At 47.5% G+C, this 17,803-nt stretch carries 15 protein-coding genes and 1 riboswitch; of the genes, 11 read left to right on the top strand and 4 right to left on the bottom strand.

The window, feature by feature from the left end; genetic code table 11:
- Positions 1 to 25 precede the first annotated feature (25 nt).
- The 3 genes from ACYVGR_RS11225 to ACYVGR_RS11215 form a co-directional block, all read right to left on the bottom strand.
- Entirely contained in the window at positions 26 to 910 is an 885-nt protein-coding gene (locus ACYVGR_RS11225; RefSeq protein ID WP_460956556.1) for a hypothetical protein, read from the bottom strand.
- A 391-nt stretch (positions 911 to 1,301) separates the two neighbouring features.
- Positions 1,302 to 2,096, bottom strand: a complete 795-nt coding sequence (locus ACYVGR_RS11220) for an SDR family oxidoreductase (RefSeq protein ID WP_460956554.1) — start codon at positions 2,094 to 2,096, stop codon at positions 1,302 to 1,304.
- Between the two features lie 136 nt (positions 2,097 to 2,232).
- Entirely contained in the window at positions 2,233 to 3,027 is a 795-nt protein-coding gene (locus ACYVGR_RS11215; protein ID WP_460956552.1) for a TetR/AcrR family transcriptional regulator, read from the bottom strand.
- A 66-nt stretch (positions 3,028 to 3,093) separates the two neighbouring features.
- On the opposite strand from ACYVGR_RS11215, the gene ACYVGR_RS11210 reads away from it, so the two are divergent.
- From ACYVGR_RS11210 to ACYVGR_RS11200, 3 genes are all read left to right on the top strand, one after another.
- Complete coding sequence (locus ACYVGR_RS11210; RefSeq protein WP_460956550.1) at positions 3,094 to 4,038, top strand: AraC family transcriptional regulator; 945 nt, start codon at positions 3,094 to 3,096, stop codon at positions 4,036 to 4,038.
- 165 nt (positions 4,039 to 4,203) lie between these two features.
- The gene (locus ACYVGR_RS11205) at positions 4,204 to 5,643 is read left to right on the top strand and encodes an MFS transporter (RefSeq protein WP_460956549.1); all 1,440 of its coding nucleotides are present in this window, start codon (positions 4,204 to 4,206) and stop codon (positions 5,641 to 5,643) included.
- 243 nt (positions 5,644 to 5,886) lie between these two features.
- Positions 5,887 to 6,204 carry a hypothetical protein gene (locus ACYVGR_RS11200; RefSeq protein ID WP_460956547.1) on the top strand — a complete coding sequence of 106 codons (318 nt, stop codon included), beginning with the start codon at positions 5,887 to 5,889 and terminating at the stop codon, positions 6,202 to 6,204.
- Positions 6,205 to 6,496: 292 nt separating this feature from the next.
- On the opposite strand, the gene ACYVGR_RS11195 is transcribed toward ACYVGR_RS11200, so the two are convergent.
- The gene (locus ACYVGR_RS11195; RefSeq protein WP_460956545.1) at positions 6,497 to 7,249 is read right to left on the bottom strand and encodes an SDR family NAD(P)-dependent oxidoreductase; all 753 of its coding nucleotides are present in this window, start codon (positions 7,247 to 7,249) and stop codon (positions 6,497 to 6,499) included.
- A 103-nt stretch (positions 7,250 to 7,352) separates the two neighbouring features.
- Between ACYVGR_RS11195 and ACYVGR_RS11190 the strand changes: the two genes are divergently transcribed.
- The 8 genes from ACYVGR_RS11190 to ACYVGR_RS11155 all read left to right on the top strand — a co-directional run bounded on the left by ACYVGR_RS11190 (position 7,353) and on the right by ACYVGR_RS11155 (position 17,771).
- Positions 7,353 to 7,736, top strand: a complete 384-nt coding sequence (locus ACYVGR_RS11190) for a winged helix-turn-helix transcriptional regulator (protein ID WP_460956543.1) — start codon at positions 7,353 to 7,355, stop codon at positions 7,734 to 7,736.
- 423 nt (positions 7,737 to 8,159) lie between these two features.
- Positions 8,160 to 9,503, top strand: a complete 1,344-nt coding sequence (locus tag ACYVGR_RS11185) for a M16 family metallopeptidase (protein ID WP_460956541.1) — start codon at positions 8,160 to 8,162, stop codon at positions 9,501 to 9,503.
- A gap of 76 nt (positions 9,504 to 9,579) precedes the next feature.
- Positions 9,580 to 10,956, top strand: coding sequence for a M16 family metallopeptidase (locus tag ACYVGR_RS11180; protein WP_460956539.1), 1,377 nt, complete (start codon positions 9,580 to 9,582; stop codon positions 10,954 to 10,956).
- A 118-nt stretch (positions 10,957 to 11,074) separates the two neighbouring features.
- A riboswitch (cobalamin riboswitch) is annotated at positions 11,075 to 11,284 on the top strand.
- Between the two features lie 89 nt (positions 11,285 to 11,373).
- Positions 11,374 to 13,326, top strand: a complete 1,953-nt coding sequence (locus ACYVGR_RS11175; protein ID WP_460956537.1) for a TonB-dependent receptor plug domain-containing protein — start codon at positions 11,374 to 11,376, stop codon at positions 13,324 to 13,326.
- A gap of 3 nt (positions 13,327 to 13,329) precedes the next feature.
- Positions 13,330 to 14,385: a YncE family protein gene (locus ACYVGR_RS11170; protein WP_460956535.1), complete on the top strand. Its 1,056-nt coding sequence runs from the start codon at positions 13,330 to 13,332 to the stop codon at positions 14,383 to 14,385.
- On the top strand, positions 14,382 to 15,113 hold the full coding sequence (locus ACYVGR_RS11165) for a Dph6-related ATP pyrophosphatase (protein ID WP_460956533.1): 732 nt from the start codon (positions 14,382 to 14,384) through the stop codon (positions 15,111 to 15,113). Before ACYVGR_RS11170 ends, ACYVGR_RS11165 begins: the two co-directional genes overlap by 4 nt.
- A gap of 307 nt (positions 15,114 to 15,420) precedes the next feature.
- On the top strand, positions 15,421 to 15,951 hold the full coding sequence (locus tag ACYVGR_RS11160) for a gluconate 2-dehydrogenase subunit 3 family protein (protein ID WP_460956531.1): 531 nt from the start codon (positions 15,421 to 15,423) through the stop codon (positions 15,949 to 15,951).
- 107 nt (positions 15,952 to 16,058) lie between these two features.
- A complete protein-coding gene (locus ACYVGR_RS11155; protein WP_460956529.1) occupies positions 16,059 to 17,771 on the top strand; it encodes a GMC oxidoreductase in 1,713 nt (570 codons plus the stop codon).
- Positions 17,772 to 17,803 lie beyond the last annotated feature (32 nt).

The raw sequence follows: 17,803 nt of genomic DNA, 5'->3' as shown, positions 1-17,803 counted from the left end.
CTTAGTGAAGCCTTTTTGAAGATAATTACTCCTTTTTTTTGAGTTGATCACTGAAAGCAACCCTGTACAAATGATTAGGCTTTAGGTAAACCACCTTATGCTGGAAATCAAGAAACGAGTTGAAACGCTTCAGCACATCATTGCCTAGAATATGAATATTTTTGCCTTTCACAGGCTTGCTAGTTGTTACTTGTTGAACAGGCACATTCCTTAGTTGGTACTTGCCGATTGTCAAGGTATTCAGGTTGGCAGTAATCACCGGAATCTCATTGCCCTGTGCTCCCTTCATTACCACCTTTTTGATAATGGCCATTTTGTCGGTCGGAAAGCCGCCTTCTCGTAGCAGATCGTTATCTAACATCACGCTCCTTTGGTAGCCCGAGTCGAATAAGAACAGGTCTTCATTGATCACCCCATCTTGCTCAATTGATCCCTTTACCAACATGAGATCCTTGATAAAATCGATGTCGAGTTTTGTATACACATCACTTTCTGCCACAGCCCTGGGCAGGGCTGAGTGCACGATTAGTAAGGACTTGTCGTAGTCGACTTCAACAATCTTATCTTTGAAGAGATCCCAGCCAAATCTGCCATCGGTTTGGTGAGCGGTCAGCTCAGCGTCATACACTTTGGTGAGGTAGGTTGTTCTGCCAAGCTGCAGCGGGTAGACGGTAGTATAAAGCCTGGGCGTTTGTTTTAGTTTACCGCTCAGAACGGTGTTGATTAACACTAATTCAGTGGTTCCGGTATCAAAATTCAGATTCAGTGTGTCGCTGTAATTAAACACTGCTTTGACGAACAAATTATTTTGCTCATTCATGGCGAAGGGAATCGTGTCACTGAGCGCTCTTTTTTGGGTAAACCCTGAGATGGATACTAGCAGTAGGTTAATCAACAGTAAGGGCTTCATAGGGAGAGATTGATGGTTAGGAGCAGGTAGAGCCAAGGCTAAACGCATCTACACATGAGGCCGCCTGCATCAAGCTCACAAGGTAACGAATGCCAGTCAAGATTACTGCAACCCAAGCAGCATTTCCTGATTGACGAACCGATTTGATAATACTGTTTTGTCTTACTAAAGGCAATGCTAGTCGTAGAAAATTCTCTCAATTCACATTCTCACTGCGATCTGCTCAAACAGGAAACCGGCAAAACGGCCATTGAACTGATTCACATTGGCCTGGTACCGGAAACTCTACTTTCAACAGTCTGAATATCCTGGAGGACGTCAGGAAATCATAAAACCTTACACCACCGTAAGCAAGTAACCGGCAGGGTGAACCCTGCCGGTCCTACCTGGGCTAAACGACCGGTAAATTGCCGCCATCCACCGCGATATTTGTCCCTGTGATGTAGGAAGCCCTGGGGCTGACCAGGAATCCAACCACCTCGGCCGTCTCGGCCGGGTCAGCCATCCGGCCCAGGGGCACTCCGCCCACCCGTTGTAGTAAACTACTGGTCATCTGTTCAGTACTAATGCCTGCTGATGCTGCTAGTCCCTCGAGGAAATTTTTCATCGCCCCGGTATTGTTCAGCCCGGGCGACAACGTAATTACCCGTACGCCTTTGGGCGACACTTCGCTGGCCAGCGACTTGCTGTATGCATTGAGTGCAGCCTTGGCCGCACTGTAGGCCATCGTCGTATCCCAAAGCGGGAACATGCCGCTGGTCGAGGAGACATGAATAATCACCCCGCTTCCTGCCTGGATCATGCCGGGCAGGAAGGCCCGGTCGAGCCGTACGGCGGCAAGCAAATTGATCTGCAGTACATGGTCCCAGTCCGCGTCGCTCAGTACGCTGAACCCACCTGCCGGTGCCGTGTTGGCGCCCAGGTTGTTGATCAAAATGTCCAGGCTCCCAAATTGGTCCTGGACCTGGGCGACGACTTTCTGGACCTCATCGGCCCTGGACAGGTCTGCCGCAATGAAGTGTTCGCCTTCCAAGGCCTGATGCGGGATACTTCGGGCAGTCACGATGACAGTGGCCCCAGAGGCTTTCAATCGTTGGGCAATAGCCTTACCAATCCCTTTTGTCCCGCCCGTCACCAGGGCAATTTTTCCTTCCAGCTCTAAGCTGGCTACTTGTTGGTATTCCATTGGCTGTTAATTGTGAAATGATTGTTTCAAAATTTAGGCTGGGTTTAGCTAGTTCTTTTGTAGGCTCATGTCAATTGATCTGGGATTTTATTTTTGTTTCTTTTTGAAGCGATCGTTTCAGAATGGATCAAAAAAATTAGCGCAGCAGTTGCCGGGCCAGATAAGCGGCAAGCTTCTTGATCTGCACCGGATCCTGGTGCAGGATATAGAGCTCATACCAGCCCGTATAGGTACTGATAATGTGGTCGGCCACCAGGGCAACATCGCAGTCCTGGTCAAGTTCGTCTTTTTGAACGGCTTCCCGGATAAGCCTGCTTAGGAATTGGTGGGTAAAGTCATTATCCTCTTTAAGTAGGGCCTGGATATCCTTGTCTACCGGGGAAACCTCAAAGGCGGTCTTAATCGCAAAGCAGCCTTGCGCGTCCTTAATCACCACATCCGCAACATCGTGGATAAAGCTCTCGAGCGCTTTTTTGGGCGATTTGAAGCTATTGGCGCGCTGCTCCAGGAGCAACCTTCTTTTGAGGGTATAATGCTTGACGCAATGGATAAAGAGCTGGTGCTTGTCACCGAGTGTATTGTAGAGGCTACTCGAATTGATTTGCATGGCATCGGTCAAATCCCGCATAGACGTCCCGTGATAACCCTTTTGCCAAAAGACATCCAGGGCTTTCTCGATTGCTTCGTGCTGGTCAAATGCAAGGGTGCGTGCCATACTTATTAATTCCTTCGGGCCAAAGGTAGTCAAATTCTGAAACGATTGATTCAGAAATGTAAATTTTTTTTGCCAAACCTGCTGTTCGGAGTATTCGCGTAATTTTAAAACTATAATGCCCATGTTTTTATTACTATGGAATGAAAGCCAGAATTCGCTGTTCAGTAGAAGCAGGTATAGTACATTCAGCTTGCTTCCCTTGGTCGCCAGGGACATACGTTTATTTCCCGATCCTGAATGGGTCGGTTTGCGTAGAGTCTATCCATAAATCATGTTGATACCTTGATACCAGTTACAAAAGAATTAAAGGAAATTGACCACCTGAGGGACATAGCGGATATGATGCCGGTAAGAAGGGACGCCTTGTTTGACCGGGATATTCTTGTCTTTGACCGTTCTCATCAGCCCTGTAGAAATTATTTATCCCCGAGCAGACGCGAGTTTTATAAGATTGTTTTCATTAATAAGGGGGCAGGTATTTTCATCATCGGCACCAATACGTACCAAATTGATCAACCAACGATTGTGTTCATTCATCCGAATGAAATTGTATCGTGGCAAAACGTGGGACCTCACGAGGAAGCTACTGGCCATTTTTGTTTATTCAGGAAGACATTCATGGATGAGTATCCAGTTTTGAAAGATATGATCCGTAAATACAGCCTGTTCTCGGCGAGTGGTCGAAATGTAATTAAACTATTGCCGGAAGAGGTGTCCCGGATCGATAGTCTTTTTGTGCAAATGCACCGGGATCAAAATGGTAAAGATCCATTCAATCATGACGTCCTGCAGGCCTATCTTCAACTCATCATGGCTGTGAGTCAGCAATCCGCAGTTGCGGTACGACCCAATGCTATCAGCAAGGAATATAGACACATTTACGAGTTTTTCGAGTTACTCGAAAGTGAATTTTCTATGGCAGGCCGTGCATTGCCAATTCGTTTAAAGACGGCAAAGGAATTTGCCCAGGTATTGGCAGTTCATCCAAGCCACCTAAATGCGCTCCTTAAAAAACATACTGGACAAACTGTGAGTACCCATATCAAAAACAGGCTATTGGAAGAAAGCAAAGCTTTACTGATGCAAACCGATTGGACATTACAGCAAATCAGCTATGTTACCGGGTTTACCGAACAACCTGCTTTTAGCCTGTTTTTTAAGAAGAATGCCGGCCTTACACCAGCTGAATTTCGCAGAGCTTGCATTCCTCAGCGACACCCTAAATAGACTATATTGAACAATCCATGCTACTATTTACCGTCGTTTCTAACTTTCTGCTTCTACTAGCCATGTTACCTTCGATTTTCATATAAAAAGCTTCGAAACGGATATAAGAGGCCTCCGCATCCGGGAAGATATTTGTACCGAAAAAAGGATACAAATTCTCAGCGTATGGAAGAAGGCACAAAACAGGCTATTCCCGATCCTAACCGGTGGTTGGCTCTGGCTGTATTACTTATAGGAACCCTATTACCTCCACTTGATTTTTTTATTGTTAACGTAGCGCTTCCCGCTATCCGAACTGATCTACAGGAACCTCCAGCGGTATCCCAGCTGGTCGTTTCGGTTTACGCAGCAGCCTATGCGGTTACGCTCATACTGGGTGGACGACTGGGCGATATCTTCGGTCGTAAGCGGGCCTTTATCAGCGGAATGCTCGGCTTTTGTCTGGCGTCTGCGCTATGCGGACTGGCAACCTCGCCTACTATGCTGGTAATTGGAAGGCTATTTCAGGGAGTTACCGCAGCCGTAATGGGACCACAATCATTAGCAACGATCCACTCCATTTTCCCGGCGAATGAGAAAAACCGCGCCCTTAGCCTTTATGGTGCGACGTTCGGCCTGGCTTCCGTATGCGGTCAGTTACTGGGCGGTGTACTGGTATCTGCCAATCTGCTGGGATTGGGATGGCGCTGTGTCTTTTTGATCAATATACCCATTATAATTCTTACCATTCCGGCGGCTTTCCTATTAGTAAGAGAAAATCGTGCTGAACGTTCGGCGAGGCTTGATATTTTCGGCGCATTTCTGCTTGCCGCCGGACTATTGGCACTTGTAGTTCCCCTCATCGAAGGACGCGAAAACAATTGGCCCTGGTGGTGTTCAGGACTACTGATTGTAAGTGTTCCGACACTTTACCTATTTTGGCGATACGAGAAAAAGCTGGAAATAGCAGGGGAATCACCATTGGTATTGCCATCTTTATTCATGGCGAAGGGGTTGCGTCGTAGCCTTGGCTCTGCATTTTTCTTTTATGCCTTGGCTTCTTTTTTTCTACTCTTCGCTATCTATGAACAATCGGGTTTGCACCACAATACGCTCACAACAGGTTTTGCCATTTTACCACTAGGTATTGGTTTTTTCCTGGGCCCTTGGTGCAGCCCCCAAATCGCTGGCAGATTCGAAACCCGCACGGCGGCATTCGGCATGATACTGGAGGTTGTAGGATTGTTACTTACAGCAATTTTCGCTCTGGCAGACATCTCCGTGTGGTTACCCGCTCCGCTGTTTATGATAGGGCTGGGACAAGGCATTGCTATTCCTGCACTTGTACGCTTAAATGTAGATCAGGTCGATGCACGTTACTCAGGACTGGCCGCCGGTCTGGTAAGTGCAACATTGCAGATTAGTGCAGCCGTATTTGTTGCCCTCATTGGCGGTCTGTTCTTTACTTATGCACCAGATGGAGCAAGTGCATGTCAAGTAAAAGTTGGATTTTCCACAGGTGTTTCGGCGATTGGCATATCATTGGGTGTAGCAGCGATCCTTTGTTGGAAAAGCCCGCCAGTTTCAACGTCAGAATCTACGATTTATCCTGTTGGCATGGAGTGAAAAAAGTAGATTTTTGAACAGGCTCAAATTACGTCTTAGAATGGAAAACATAAGTAGTATTCCACTAAGCTGCTTCCTAGTGGAATACTACTTATGGGCAGAGTAGCCGATCGGCGACAGTCGTTCTTTGTTCCGAATCCTATTTTATAGTTTCTCACAAATTGCTCTTAACTCACTACACTTTAGATTCAGCTCCCTTGTTTGCTACCCGCCTAAGACTTTACTGCGTATATTGGTCCCACCATGGAAAACCAAAGCCCGATCCTTCGCCACCTGTTAACGGCTTACCGAGAACAGACGCCCGTTATGTCCAACACCAATTCGTGCGTGAGCCGCCTAACCATTATCACGGAAGATCCCCTGTTATTTGAGGTCGAGTTAACCATCGGCGCTGATCAAGTGCGGACTTACGCTATCCAGAAGCTGTCCACCGAGCCGATCGACAATCCCATCTATCAAGTCGCGCCGGTGCATCAGGGGGCAACGGGATCTTTCTCTAAACTATCTGAGTCGGACTTGTACTACATGGTTACCGGTAAATCGTTGAGCGACGAGGAGTAACAGATACCTTCCACAAGCCGCGGCTTAAAGGGCTGTCTCTCAACCCGTAGTACATCTGAAAAGTAACTAACCATTCTGGGGTGAATAATTTCTGTCCAAATCTCACAAAATGCTGCTGCTTTAGACAAAGAGAGGTCCATGTATCTGTTTCTTACATAGAAGTAGGCTAAAACAGTATCGATTAACAAGGTACCAATCTGAGTCAATACATCAGCTTAAGCAGACATTCGTACCCGACCGATAGGAGACTTGTTTTTAGTACCCCTAGCTGCTCGCTAGAGTCGTATCCGTTTTAGCGCATTCCTCCCGAAACAGCTAATTTTTCACCAGTGATCCAGCCCGCGTTATCCGATGCTAGGAAAGCAACGGCTGGGGCTATTTCAGCTGGTTTGCCGAATCTACCCATGGGTATAGCGGCAATCATGCCCTTTTCGATGGCACTACCTGCCAGTCCCAGCGCCTTTGACCCTTCGGTATCCGTTGGACCTGGTGCCACTGTATTGACCCGGATGTGGCGGTCCACCAGTTCTCTGGATAAAGAAACGGTTAAGGCGTTCAGGGCCGCCTTCGATGAGGTATAAATACTGGTGTATGGCCCTGGATTCTGTCCGCCTACTGAACTGATATTGACAATGCTACCGCCTGTTTGGGGAAAATACTTCAACGACTCCTGGATCGTCAGCAGGGGCCCTAACACATTGACCTGGTACTGTTCCAGGAAATCTTCCTCCGTAACCGCTTCAATGGGTCCGAATCGGGCGATACCAGCGTTATTCACCAGCACATCCAGCTTGCCAAACCGCTCCTTCACCTGTTTGAACAAATCAATAATATCGGCATGGCGGGCCATATCGGCTTGAAGGGCAATGGCCTGTCCGCCTGTCTGCCGGATGGCGTTAACCACGGTTTCAGCATCGCTTGCCGCCGAATGATAGGTAACAATGACAATCGCGCCACAGGCGGCAAGTTCCTTAGCTATGGCAGCGCCAATACCCTTTGAGCTGCCGGTAACGATGGCAACCTTCTGCGTCAAATCTATTTTCATGAGCTCTCTTTTTTGACAAAGCTAGATGAACGAACTTTACCCTGGATATGGGTTTCCCTTTAGAAAGTAGTTTCCTTCGAGAAACTAAGTTGCGCCAAGACGGATGAACAAGAAAGTATTTATTGATCAAAAGCCGCTGCACTGTCCCAGTCAGCTCAAGGCTATCCATGATACGATGGATATTTTAAGCGGCAAATGGAAAATCACGATCATTGGGTGCTTGAGCTTCGGCGACAAACGGTTCATGGACTTAATGCGCGAAGTAAACGGGATTGGCTCCAAAATGCTGTCCAAGGAGTTACAAGAGCTGGAGATCAACGGTTTAATCAGTCGCACGGTGCAGCCTACCAAACCGGTTACGGTGGAATACGCGCTTACCGCTTATGGTCAGACCTTGAGACCTATCCTGTGGGAAATGGCTGATTGGGGGCACCATCACAGGATAAAAGTAAAAGCAACATTGAAGGGGGAAGTTGGCAATGACTAGAACCTAGCTTGAACCCATCTAATTTTTACGTTGGCTCCATAAATCAACTTGTTATACAGCCTGTCGAACGGATGTGGCAGTTTGGTGGGCGATGTGAGCTACCGGCTTGACAAGGCGTGAATTTGGCGGGGTGATTAGGTTGAAGCCAATTAACGACAAGCCTATGGGGCGAGTACAGCCCTACAAGCCAGTCTTATTGACCCTGATTATATATCACCAATTTTATAGTCTCAAAAATACCCTCTTTATGGGAAATGCTTGCTCACTTATTGCAGAATAACTATTACAGGAATTCTCACCCCTTGTCTTGCCTAAAGCAACACAAGGGGTTTTTCCCTTGTCTATTGGTTGGGGTGGAAAAGCTCTTTTTGGCAATCCCCTGTTTGACAAGTATTTTTAGATTTCCCAATTATAACTACACTTATGAACAAACGAACCGGGCTGCTGGTCGGGTTGACGCTCGTGGCGGGCAGTCTCCTGGCACAGAATAAGCCTAAGCCGGAGGACGTACAAACCTTTACGCTCAAAAACGGGATGAAATTTATGGTTCTCGAAGACCATTCGATTCCGAACGCAAATTTCTATTCATTCTGGAAAGTTGGCTCTCGTAACGAAGTACATGGCATAACGGGGCTATCGCATTTTTTTGAGCATATGATGTTCAACGGGGCCAAGAAATACGGCCCTAAACAGTTCGACCGTGTTATGGAAGCCAATGGGGGTTCTAATAACGCTTACACGACTGAAAATAATACGGTTTATACCGACTGGTTTCAGAGTGGTGCGCTTGAAACAATCTTTGATCTGGAAGCGGATCGCATCCGGGATTTAGCCATTGATCCTAAAATGGTGGAGAGTGAGCGGGGGGTCGTTTTATCGGAGCGTAGCACGGGCCTGGAGAATAGTAACTATCGGGTTATTAATGAATTGGTCCAGTCGGTGGCTTTTGTGGAGCACCCATACATGTTCCCGGTGATTGGCTTTGAGTCTGATATTAAGAAATGGACGCAGGCCGATCTGGAGAAATACTTCAAGACCTATTATTCGCCCAATAATGCGGTTGTTGTTGTGGTGGGCGATGTGACTGCTGCGCAGGTTAAGAAATTGGCTGAGCAGTATATTGAACCCATTCCAGCTCAGAAACTGCCTGATAGCTTGCGGACTGTAGAGCCTCCCCAAAATGGCGAACGTCGGGCAACGACTTATAAAGACATAGCCACGCCTAATATTTTGCTGGCTTACCACACGCCCGCCACTCGGCACCCTGATTATTATGCCCTCGACTTGCTGAGTGGTGTACTTAGTTCCGGAAATTCATCGCGTCTGGTGAAGTCGCTGGTGCTCGATTCTACCATCGCATCGCGGGTATTTACCAATATGGATCAGTCGTTCGATCCGAGCTTGTTTTCGATTTATGCCATTGCGGCTAGTAACATCTCGGCTGAGCAACTGGAACGATCGGTATTGTATCAGATTGATAAGGTGATCAACGAAGGGATTACAGATGTAGAATTGCAAAAGCTGAAGAATCAGAAATTAATGGAATTCTATCACACCATGGAATCGATCAATGGAAAGGCGAACTCATTGGGGACTTACGAATTGTTTTTCGGCGATTACAAAAAGTTATACGAAGCGCCAGCCCTCTACGAGAAAGTAACTAAAGAAGATGTGCAACGCGTGGCCAGAACCTATTTGACTAGCCGAAATCGCACGGTGGGTTATCTCTTGCCAGAGCCTAAAGCGAATCCAGTTAAAAACAATTGATTCCCCAAATTTAACTCAAACCTATAAACCGGACTGCCGAAGCGGAGCGGTTTTAAAACTATATAGGTTTCGCTATATGAAATCGATACTCACTCTATTTTCCGCGGTATTACTAACGAGCGCGTCGTTGGCGCAGACGTTTAAAGTGCCGCCTTATCAGAAATTTAAGCTCAAGAATGGCCTGACGATTTATTTGATGGAGCAGCATGAAGTGCCACTTATCAATATCTCGGCGGTGTTTGATGCCGGTGCCGTGCAGGATGGAAGCCGCTATGGGTTGTCGAATATGACAGCAGAAGCTATTCTGTTCGGAAGCTCGAAGTACACGAAGTCGCAGCTCGAAGAAAAAATCGAATACGTTGGCGCTAGTGTCGATACCTATGCGGGTAAAGAAGTGGCTAAGCTGACCTCGTCATTTGCCGTAAAGGATCAGGATCTGTTGTTCGATATTATTCAGGATGTCATTACAAAACCAACCTTCGATCAAACAGAATTCGACAAATACAAACAGCGTCAACTGCTTCAGTTAACCCAACAGAAAGAAAGTCCGCGTGGAGTGGTCAACTCCTATTTTAATCGGTTTGTGTACGAAGGCCATCCTTATGCGAACCCACTGACCGGTACTCCCAGCTCTGTTTCGGCCGTTTCGGCAAGTGATGCCCGGCAGTTTTACCAAAAATACTACACGGCAGATCGGGCCGCCATTGCCATTGTAGGCGACTTCAATACGGCAGACATGAAAAAAAGGGTAACCGACTTATTTGGAAGCTGGAAAACGGCACCGTCCACATCTCCCGCGCTAACAGAACCTACGTTCTCGTTCGATAAAAACCGGGTTTTATTAGTCAATAAGGACGATGCCCGCGAAACAACGTTCCTGATTGGTGGAAAAGGGATTACGCAAAACAACCCCGATTTTATTCCGGTCACGGTTGTTAATACGATTCTGGGCGGCCGATTCACATCCTGGCTAAATGATGCGTTACGGGTAAATTCAGGCCTGACCTATGGAGCTGGCAGTCGTTTCGGGACCTATCGTAAAAGTGGCACATTCGCCATTTCGACCTTCACCAAGGTTAGCACGACCACGCAGGCCATCGACATGGCGTTGCAGGTACTCGATAGTTTGCATCGGACGGGTATTGATGAGAAAACCTTAACATCGGCTAAAAACTACGTGAAAGCTGATTTCCCTCCGAAATACGAATCGGCCAGTGAATTAGCGAACTTATTGACGGATATGTTCAGCATGGGTTTTGATGAATCGTTCATCAACAATTTTCAGAAGAACGTCGATGGGCTGACAGTGGCTAAAACTCGTCAGATTATTGACCAGTATTTTCCAAAGAATAACCTCCAGTTCGTCCTGATTGGTAAAGCCGAAGCCATTCGCGATAAAGTGAAAAAATACGGCACCGTCACCGAGAAAGAAATCAAAGCCGACGGATTTTAAAAAGTAACGTGGTGGTGCGGCATTCCGACCTCCTGTCCGCATAGTCAGAAGCTTTAATTTAGGCTATGGCTATGCGGACAGGAGGTCCACTTTACATCTATTCCATAAATTTCCCCTACCTTTGTCCTGAGTTTTTGGTGCCTAACGTCATTTCGTGATGACTTTCAAGGCTTAAAAGGGAAGTTGGTGCAAGACCAGCGCTGTCCCCGCAACTGTAAGTCTTTTACAAGATCGGTTCAATCTACATAACCACTACGCAACTGATGAGCGTGGGAAGGTCAGAACCGACAAGACGAGCCAGGAGACCTGCCTAAAACCATCCGTTGTTCTGGTGTTCGGAGGAAACACCCCAACCGCGTGCTAACGGTCAGACTTTGGCCCGATGCATCGAGATGTACACATTGTTCAGAAGTTATAGTGGTAAAGCAAGCCCTTCATGGTTGGGTATTGATGCTGGCTATTGCCCTGTTTGTAGGTCGTAGCAGTTTCGCACAAACTGATTCGCTGGTGATTCCGTCGAGCCGTTTAGGAACGATCGTATCTTTATCGGCCGTAACGGTGCGCGCTATTGCGCCTGAGCGATTCCTGGCCGGGCAGAAACTCCAACGGATCGATTCGACTACATTGCTTCAATTTCGATTTGGATCGTTAACCGATCTATTGGCGCTCAATACGCCCCTGGCTTTCAAAAACTACGGGCCTGGTCAGTTGGCAACAGTTTCGTTTCGGGGTACATCGGCCAACCATACCGCCGTTCTCTGGAATGGTATCAACATCAATCAACCGAATCTCGGTCAGACAGATTTCTCTACACTGCCTGTTGCTGGTTTCGACAGACTAGCTGTGCAATACGGTTCTTCAGCCAGTGCAGTAGGGTCCGACGCCGTAGGGGGGAGTATTCTCCTGGGTAGTACACCCGGCTGGCAGTCTGGGATTCGTGTAATGCTTGGGCAACAGCTAGCCAGCTTTCAGAATAACCAGACGCAGGTGGGAGTGCGTTATGGTGCGACTTTAGGAACAAGCTGGAAACTATCGGGTAAGACGTTTGCCTATCGGAACCAGTTCAACAACGCTTATCCATACACCGAACGCCAGCATTATTTTCTGGAGCCATCAACAACAGCTCAACGTGGATTTATCCAGGATCTCTATTTTCTGCATAAAAGCGGCCGACAGTTTTCCGTCAATGCCTGGCTAACCGACAATGATTTAATTATTACGCCCCAGGATACCATAGCACGCGAACGTACCCGAACCCAGTCGGCACGGTTGCTGGCTACTTACGAGGCCAATCGCATGACGTTTCGAGTGGGTTGGATTCGCGATGTGCTGGATTATGCAAAAGGAAATTTTAATGCGCCCAGTCATACCGAAACTGAGCGGCTAATTAGTCGGGCAGAGCGCGAGTTCCAGCTTTTGTCTGGTACAAATTGGCAATTGAACCTGCGCTTGGGCGGTGAATGGTCGCATTACCGGACCCGAACAGATGGTTACGGCGGGCAGTTGATTCAGGAAGATCGAGGAGATTTATATGCACTCCTACGCTTCCAAACGACGCGCTGGCTGGTATCGGCCAATATTCGACAGGCTTTTGTAACGCGGTTTAATCCGCCCATTACGCCATCGCTGGGTGCCGAATATCAGCTTGTGCAGCGTGACCGATTTAAGTTGACGGCAAAAGGGTCACTAAGCCGAAATTACCGCGTTCCAACCTTAAACGAACGCTACTGGATTGATTTAGGTAACCCAAATCTCTTGCCTGAAAGTGGGTTGAATTTCGAGGGCGGTTTAGCGGCTAATACGCCCTTATCTGATCGAATTAACCTGACGACTGAGCTGACGGGCTATCACAACCGCGTTGACAACTGGACTTATTGGAATCCGACCAATAATTACCACGTCGAAAATCTGCAACTGGTAATTGCTCGTGGCCTTGAGTTTACGACTAATCTAACCTATGTCCAGAATAACTGGCGCGCAGGCTTGCGCCTTGGGTATGCGCTGACCCGTTCATCGCAGGAGCGGGCCTATGATGCCTATTCGCAGGATGTGATCGGGAAGCAATTGGTGTATGTGCCGATTCATACCGGTACGTTCAATACCTACGTGCAACATGGCCAAACGCGCCTTAGTGTACAAATGCAGGCCAATTCTCGTCGATATATCACCTTCGACAATACTCAGTTTTTTAAAGGAACTATGCTGACTAATGTGTTATTGGAGCACACCGCCCGCTGGCATTCGATTCCTGTTCGAATTCAGGGACAAGTCAATAATGTGTTCGACGCGCTGCTGATTGGCGTGAAGCGAAACGCACTTCCGGGCCGAAACTGGGCAATCAATTTAATTATCAATTTTCCTTCTTTATAATTCATGAAAAATCAATTGACCAAATCAATTGCCGTTGGGCTGGTAGCCTTGAGTGTCTGGAACTGTAAAACGTCTGACCCAACGCCAACACCTTACGAATCGGGGGTGTTTATCCTGAACGCAGGTAACTTCTCCAGCAACAATGGAACGGTCTCGTTTTTGTCACGCAATAGCAATGTTGTTGCGACCAATATTTTTCAGACGGCAAACCCGTCGTTAGCCTTGACGGGTGGGGTACAGGGGTATACTGAAGTAAATGGTAAAGGGTTGATTCTAGTCGATAACAGTACGGCTGGCCAGGATAAAGTTGAGATTGTGGAGGCTGGTACGTTCGTTTCTCGCGCTACCCTAAAAACACCCGATATTGAGAATCCCCGTCAGGTGATTTCGGCAGGTCCTAACAAGGCCTACATCAGTTGCTGGGATGTTTCCGGCGATTATAGTGCGGGTACGTTTTATAAAGACCCCGGTTATATCGCGGTTGTTGATTTGAATACCAGCACCGTGACGAAAAAAATTCCGGCGGTGAAAGGCGTCGAAAAAATGGTTATTTCGGGTACCGAAGCGTTTGTAGGTAGCAACACCTATAGTGGCGATCAAACACTCTTGATCATCGACTTGAACACCGATACCGAAAAACAACGGATTGCTTTCGGCTCAACACCCGAGCCACTTGCGCTCGATGCGAACGGCAAATTGTGGATTCAGGCCGGTAAAGATCTGGTTCAGCTAGATCCAACGAGTCGGGCTATTGCTAAACGCCTTACTTTTTCTGCTGCTCCCGGATCGGTAACCATCAGTGGCGATAAACGTAATTTTTATTATACCCTGGGTGGTAAAACATACACTATTTCGATTGATGCAAACACGGCTTCGGGAAGTGTAGTGGTGAATCGCTCATTTAGTGCCTTGGGTATTGATCCACAAACGAATCGAATTTACGGTACTGTTATTCCTTCGTATGCCCAGGCTGGTTACGTAATTCGCTACGAATCGACCGGAACGTTGGTTGATTCGGTTAAAGCTGAAATTGCTCCTTCTGGTCTTTATTTCCGATGAGTCGGCAAGGGGCCATTATGAACTGGAGCGGAGGTAAAGACTCTGCTCTTGCTTTATACCATAGTCTGCGGTCAGAACGCTGGGATATACAGAGTTTGCTCACATCGGTAAATGACCTGCATGGTCGGGTAAGTATGCACGGCGTTCGGATGGAATTGCTGTATGCGCAGGCAAATCGGCTGGGATTACCTCTACAACTGCTGCGATTGCCGGGCGACGTATCGATAGAGACCTACGATGCTCAATTGCAACAGGTACTGCAAGGATTTCAACAACAAGGCATTACCCATTCTTTGTTTGGCGATATTTTTCTGGAAGACTTACGACAGTATCGGGAAAGCCAATTACAACGCGTAAATCTGAAAGGGGGATTTCCCCTCTGGCAGCGTAACACGACCGAGTTAGTTCATGAATTTGTTGATCTGGGTTTTCGAGCCGTGCTGGTTTGCGTCAATGAAAAGCAACTGGGAGCCGAGTTCGTCGGTCGGGAGTTAGATCTGGATTTATTGAGAGACTTACCCCCAACAGTTGACCCCTGTGGCGAAAATGGCGAATACCATTCGTTTGTGTACGATGGCCCCATTTTCTCTCATCCTATTGGGTTTCGTAAAGGAGAAGTCGTCCGGCGTACGTACAGTCCATCAGGGAGCACAGATTGCCATACCGACGACACTGATCGGAGTTGGGATACAGGCTTCTGGTATCAGGATTTGCTTCTGGATGAATAAGGTAAGTGAATGAATAATGAATACATAAAAAGAGTCAGCCCTGCTAATTAATGAATTGGTAGGGCTGACTCTTTTTTATGCCAATTCATTTGTAATGGCATTCGTTATAGAACAGTCTGAAGAAGATTGATGACCGTTGTGCTTTCGTGTAAGAATCGTTTTTGTCTCAAGAAGAGGATATTTAAGACCCTTTGGTCTTCTTAGGATTAAAAACACATGATTTTGCCTTAATGTCAACCGGCTTAGCTTATTTGGTTTTAACTTTCTTCGTTGAAAAATAAACTTATTACAAATACCTATTTAACCTATGAAACGTAGAGAAGCCTTACAACAGGCGGCCCTGATGATGGGAGGAATCCTGTCGGCTCCCACGCTGGCGGGAGCTATGGGTCGTATTACGAACATGGGCCCGAGTGTAGACGTCACTGTTGAGCAGGAAGCGTTATTAGCCGAGGTCGCCGATGTAATTATCCCAACGACCAGTACGCCCGGAGCTAAAGCGGCCGGGGCCGAGAAGTTTATTGTTCGGGTCATGCGCGATTGTTACCCCAAAGCCGATCAGGAGCAGTTTTATGCTGGACTTGCCAAACTGGACGCCAGTAGCAAAACCAAATTCGGTAAGGACTTCGTGAGTCTGGATACGGCTCAGAAAAACGAAATGGTCAAACAAACTATGACCGACGATAAGCCTTTCTTCCTACGAATGAAAGAACTAACCACAACGGGCTATTTCACGTCTGAAATTGGTGCAACCAAAGCACTGGAGTACCTGCCCGTACCCGGTCAGTTTAACGGATGTATGCCACTCAAACCCGGCCAGAAAACCTGGGCATTATAACTATAGTAGTAGGAGTGAGGAGATAGGAGCGAGAATGGCTGGCGCATCGATTGGGCCGCCAAATAGCTCCTCACTACTCATTCCTGTCTCCTCACTCCTAAAAAATTATGAACCTCAATATTGATTCCATAAAAGAACAGACCTACGATGCCATCGTTATTGGCTCCGGGGTTACAGGTGGGTGGGCTGCCAAAGAGCTAACCGAGAAAGGGTTGCGTGTGCTGATGCTTGAAAAAGGGCATCAACTTGAACACGTTAAGGATTACGAATATGCCATGAAAGACCCCTGGCAGACTAAGTATAACGGTCGGCTGACGATGGCGCAGAAAGAATCACACCCGAAACTGGCCCGCGACTATCCGTACAATGAAATGACCGAAACGTATTGGATGAAAGATACCGACTCGCTTTATAAAGAAGACAAGCGATTCGACTGGTATCGGCCTAATATCGTAGGGGGTAAATCCATCATGTGGGGACGCCAATCGTATCGGTTGAGTGACATCGACTTTGGTGCCAACTTAAAAGAAGGTATCGCCATTGACTGGCCGATCCGCTACAAAGACGTAGCTCCCTGGTATTCATACGTTGAAAAATTCGTGGGTATTTCCGGCGAAAAACTGAATCTGCCCCAATTGCCCGACAGCGAATTTCTGCCACCCATGGAGATGTATTGCGTGGAGAAAGAAGTTCGAAAGCGGATAGAAAAGAACTTCCCCGGTCGGGTTATGACGATTGGTCGTGTAGCTAACCTCTCGAAAGCTGGTGAAGCTCAGCTAGGCATTGGCCGCGCTCCATGCCAGTATCGGAACAAATGCTCACTTGGCTGTCCTTATGGTGCCTATTTCAGCACACAATCCTGTACGTTGCCCCCCGCTGCCAAAACGGGTCGTTTAACACTCCGTCCTGATTCGGTAGTGACGGAGATCATGTACGACGAAAACAAAAAACGGGCAACCGGTGTCCGCATTGTCGATGCCGTTACGCTTCAGCCTAAAGAGTACTTTGCTAAGGTTGTTTTTGTATGCGGTAGTGCGCTTGGGTCAACGGCGGTTTTACTGAATTCAAAATCGAACCGTTTCCCTAATGGCTTCGGAAACGACTCCGGTGAATTAGGCCACAACTTGATGGATCACCACTTTCGTACCGGTGCGTCGGGTGTTTGGGAAGGCGATCTGGACAAATACTACATTGGTCGGCGGGCAAACGGCATTTACGTGCCACGTTACCGGAATATCGGTACCGATAAACGCGACTATCTGCGCGGCTTCGGTTATCAGGGTGGCGGCAGCCGTACAGGTTGGCAGCGTAACATTGCCGAAATGAGTTTTGGTGCTGACTATAAAGATGAACTGACCAAACCTGGCCCCTGGACAATGGGATTGGGTGGATTTGGTGAAACATTGCCTTATCACGAAAACCGCATGTATCTCGACAAAAACGAAAAAGACAAGTGGGGCATGCCGCTTGTTGTATTCGACGCCGAGTTGAAGGAGAACGAGAAAAAGATGCGTGTAGATATGATGAACGATGCCAAAGAAATGCTGGAAGCGTCGGGCCTGAAAAACGTCAAGTCGTACGATAATGGCTCTTATCTAGGTATGGCGATTCACGAAATGGGAACAGCTCGTATGGGACGCGATCCAAAAACGTCGGTCCTCAATGCCAATAATCAGGTTCATGGCGTTAAGAACGTCTTCGTAACTGATGGAGCCTGTATGGTTTCGGCTTCCTGCGTAAACCCTTCGCTAACCTACATGGCTCTGACGGCTCGTGCGGCAGACTTTGCCGTCAAGGAAATGAAGCGGCAGAACATCTAGATGCGTAAAAACGATGCTCCCCCGTCATACTG

This window comes from Spirosoma litoris, from assembly GCF_054776755.1.
This window is presented reverse-complemented; position numbering and strand designations above follow the sequence as displayed.

Coding starts and splice junctions, on each gene's coding strand:
- ACYVGR_RS11170 (WP_460956535.1), top strand. CDS start 13,330: ATGAAAAATCAATTGACCAAATCAATTGCCGTTGGGCTGGTAGCCTTG.
- ACYVGR_RS11215 (WP_460956552.1), bottom strand. CDS start 3,027: ATGTCCCTGGCGACCAAGGGAAGCAAGCTGAATGTACTATACCTGCTT.
- ACYVGR_RS11165 (WP_460956533.1), top strand. CDS start 14,382: ATGAGTCGGCAAGGGGCCATTATGAACTGGAGCGGAGGTAAAGACTCT.
- ACYVGR_RS11195 (WP_460956545.1), bottom strand. CDS start 7,249: ATGAAAATAGATTTGACGCAGAAGGTTGCCATCGTTACCGGCAGCTCA.
- ACYVGR_RS11180 (WP_460956539.1), top strand. CDS start 9,580: ATGAAATCGATACTCACTCTATTTTCCGCGGTATTACTAACGAGCGCG.
- ACYVGR_RS11160 (WP_460956531.1), top strand. CDS start 15,421: ATGAAACGTAGAGAAGCCTTACAACAGGCGGCCCTGATGATGGGAGGA.
- ACYVGR_RS11220 (WP_460956554.1), bottom strand. CDS start 2,096: ATGGAATACCAACAAGTAGCCAGCTTAGAGCTGGAAGGAAAAATTGCC.
- ACYVGR_RS11185 (WP_460956541.1), top strand. CDS start 8,160: ATGAACAAACGAACCGGGCTGCTGGTCGGGTTGACGCTCGTGGCGGGC.
- ACYVGR_RS11190 (WP_460956543.1), top strand. CDS start 7,353: ATGAACAAGAAAGTATTTATTGATCAAAAGCCGCTGCACTGTCCCAGT.
- ACYVGR_RS11200 (WP_460956547.1), top strand. CDS start 5,887: ATGGAAAACCAAAGCCCGATCCTTCGCCACCTGTTAACGGCTTACCGA.
- ACYVGR_RS11155 (WP_460956529.1), top strand. CDS start 16,059: ATGAACCTCAATATTGATTCCATAAAAGAACAGACCTACGATGCCATC.
- ACYVGR_RS11225 (WP_460956556.1), bottom strand. CDS start 910: ATGAAGCCCTTACTGTTGATTAACCTACTGCTAGTATCCATCTCAGGG.
- ACYVGR_RS11205 (WP_460956549.1), top strand. CDS start 4,204: ATGGAAGAAGGCACAAAACAGGCTATTCCCGATCCTAACCGGTGGTTG.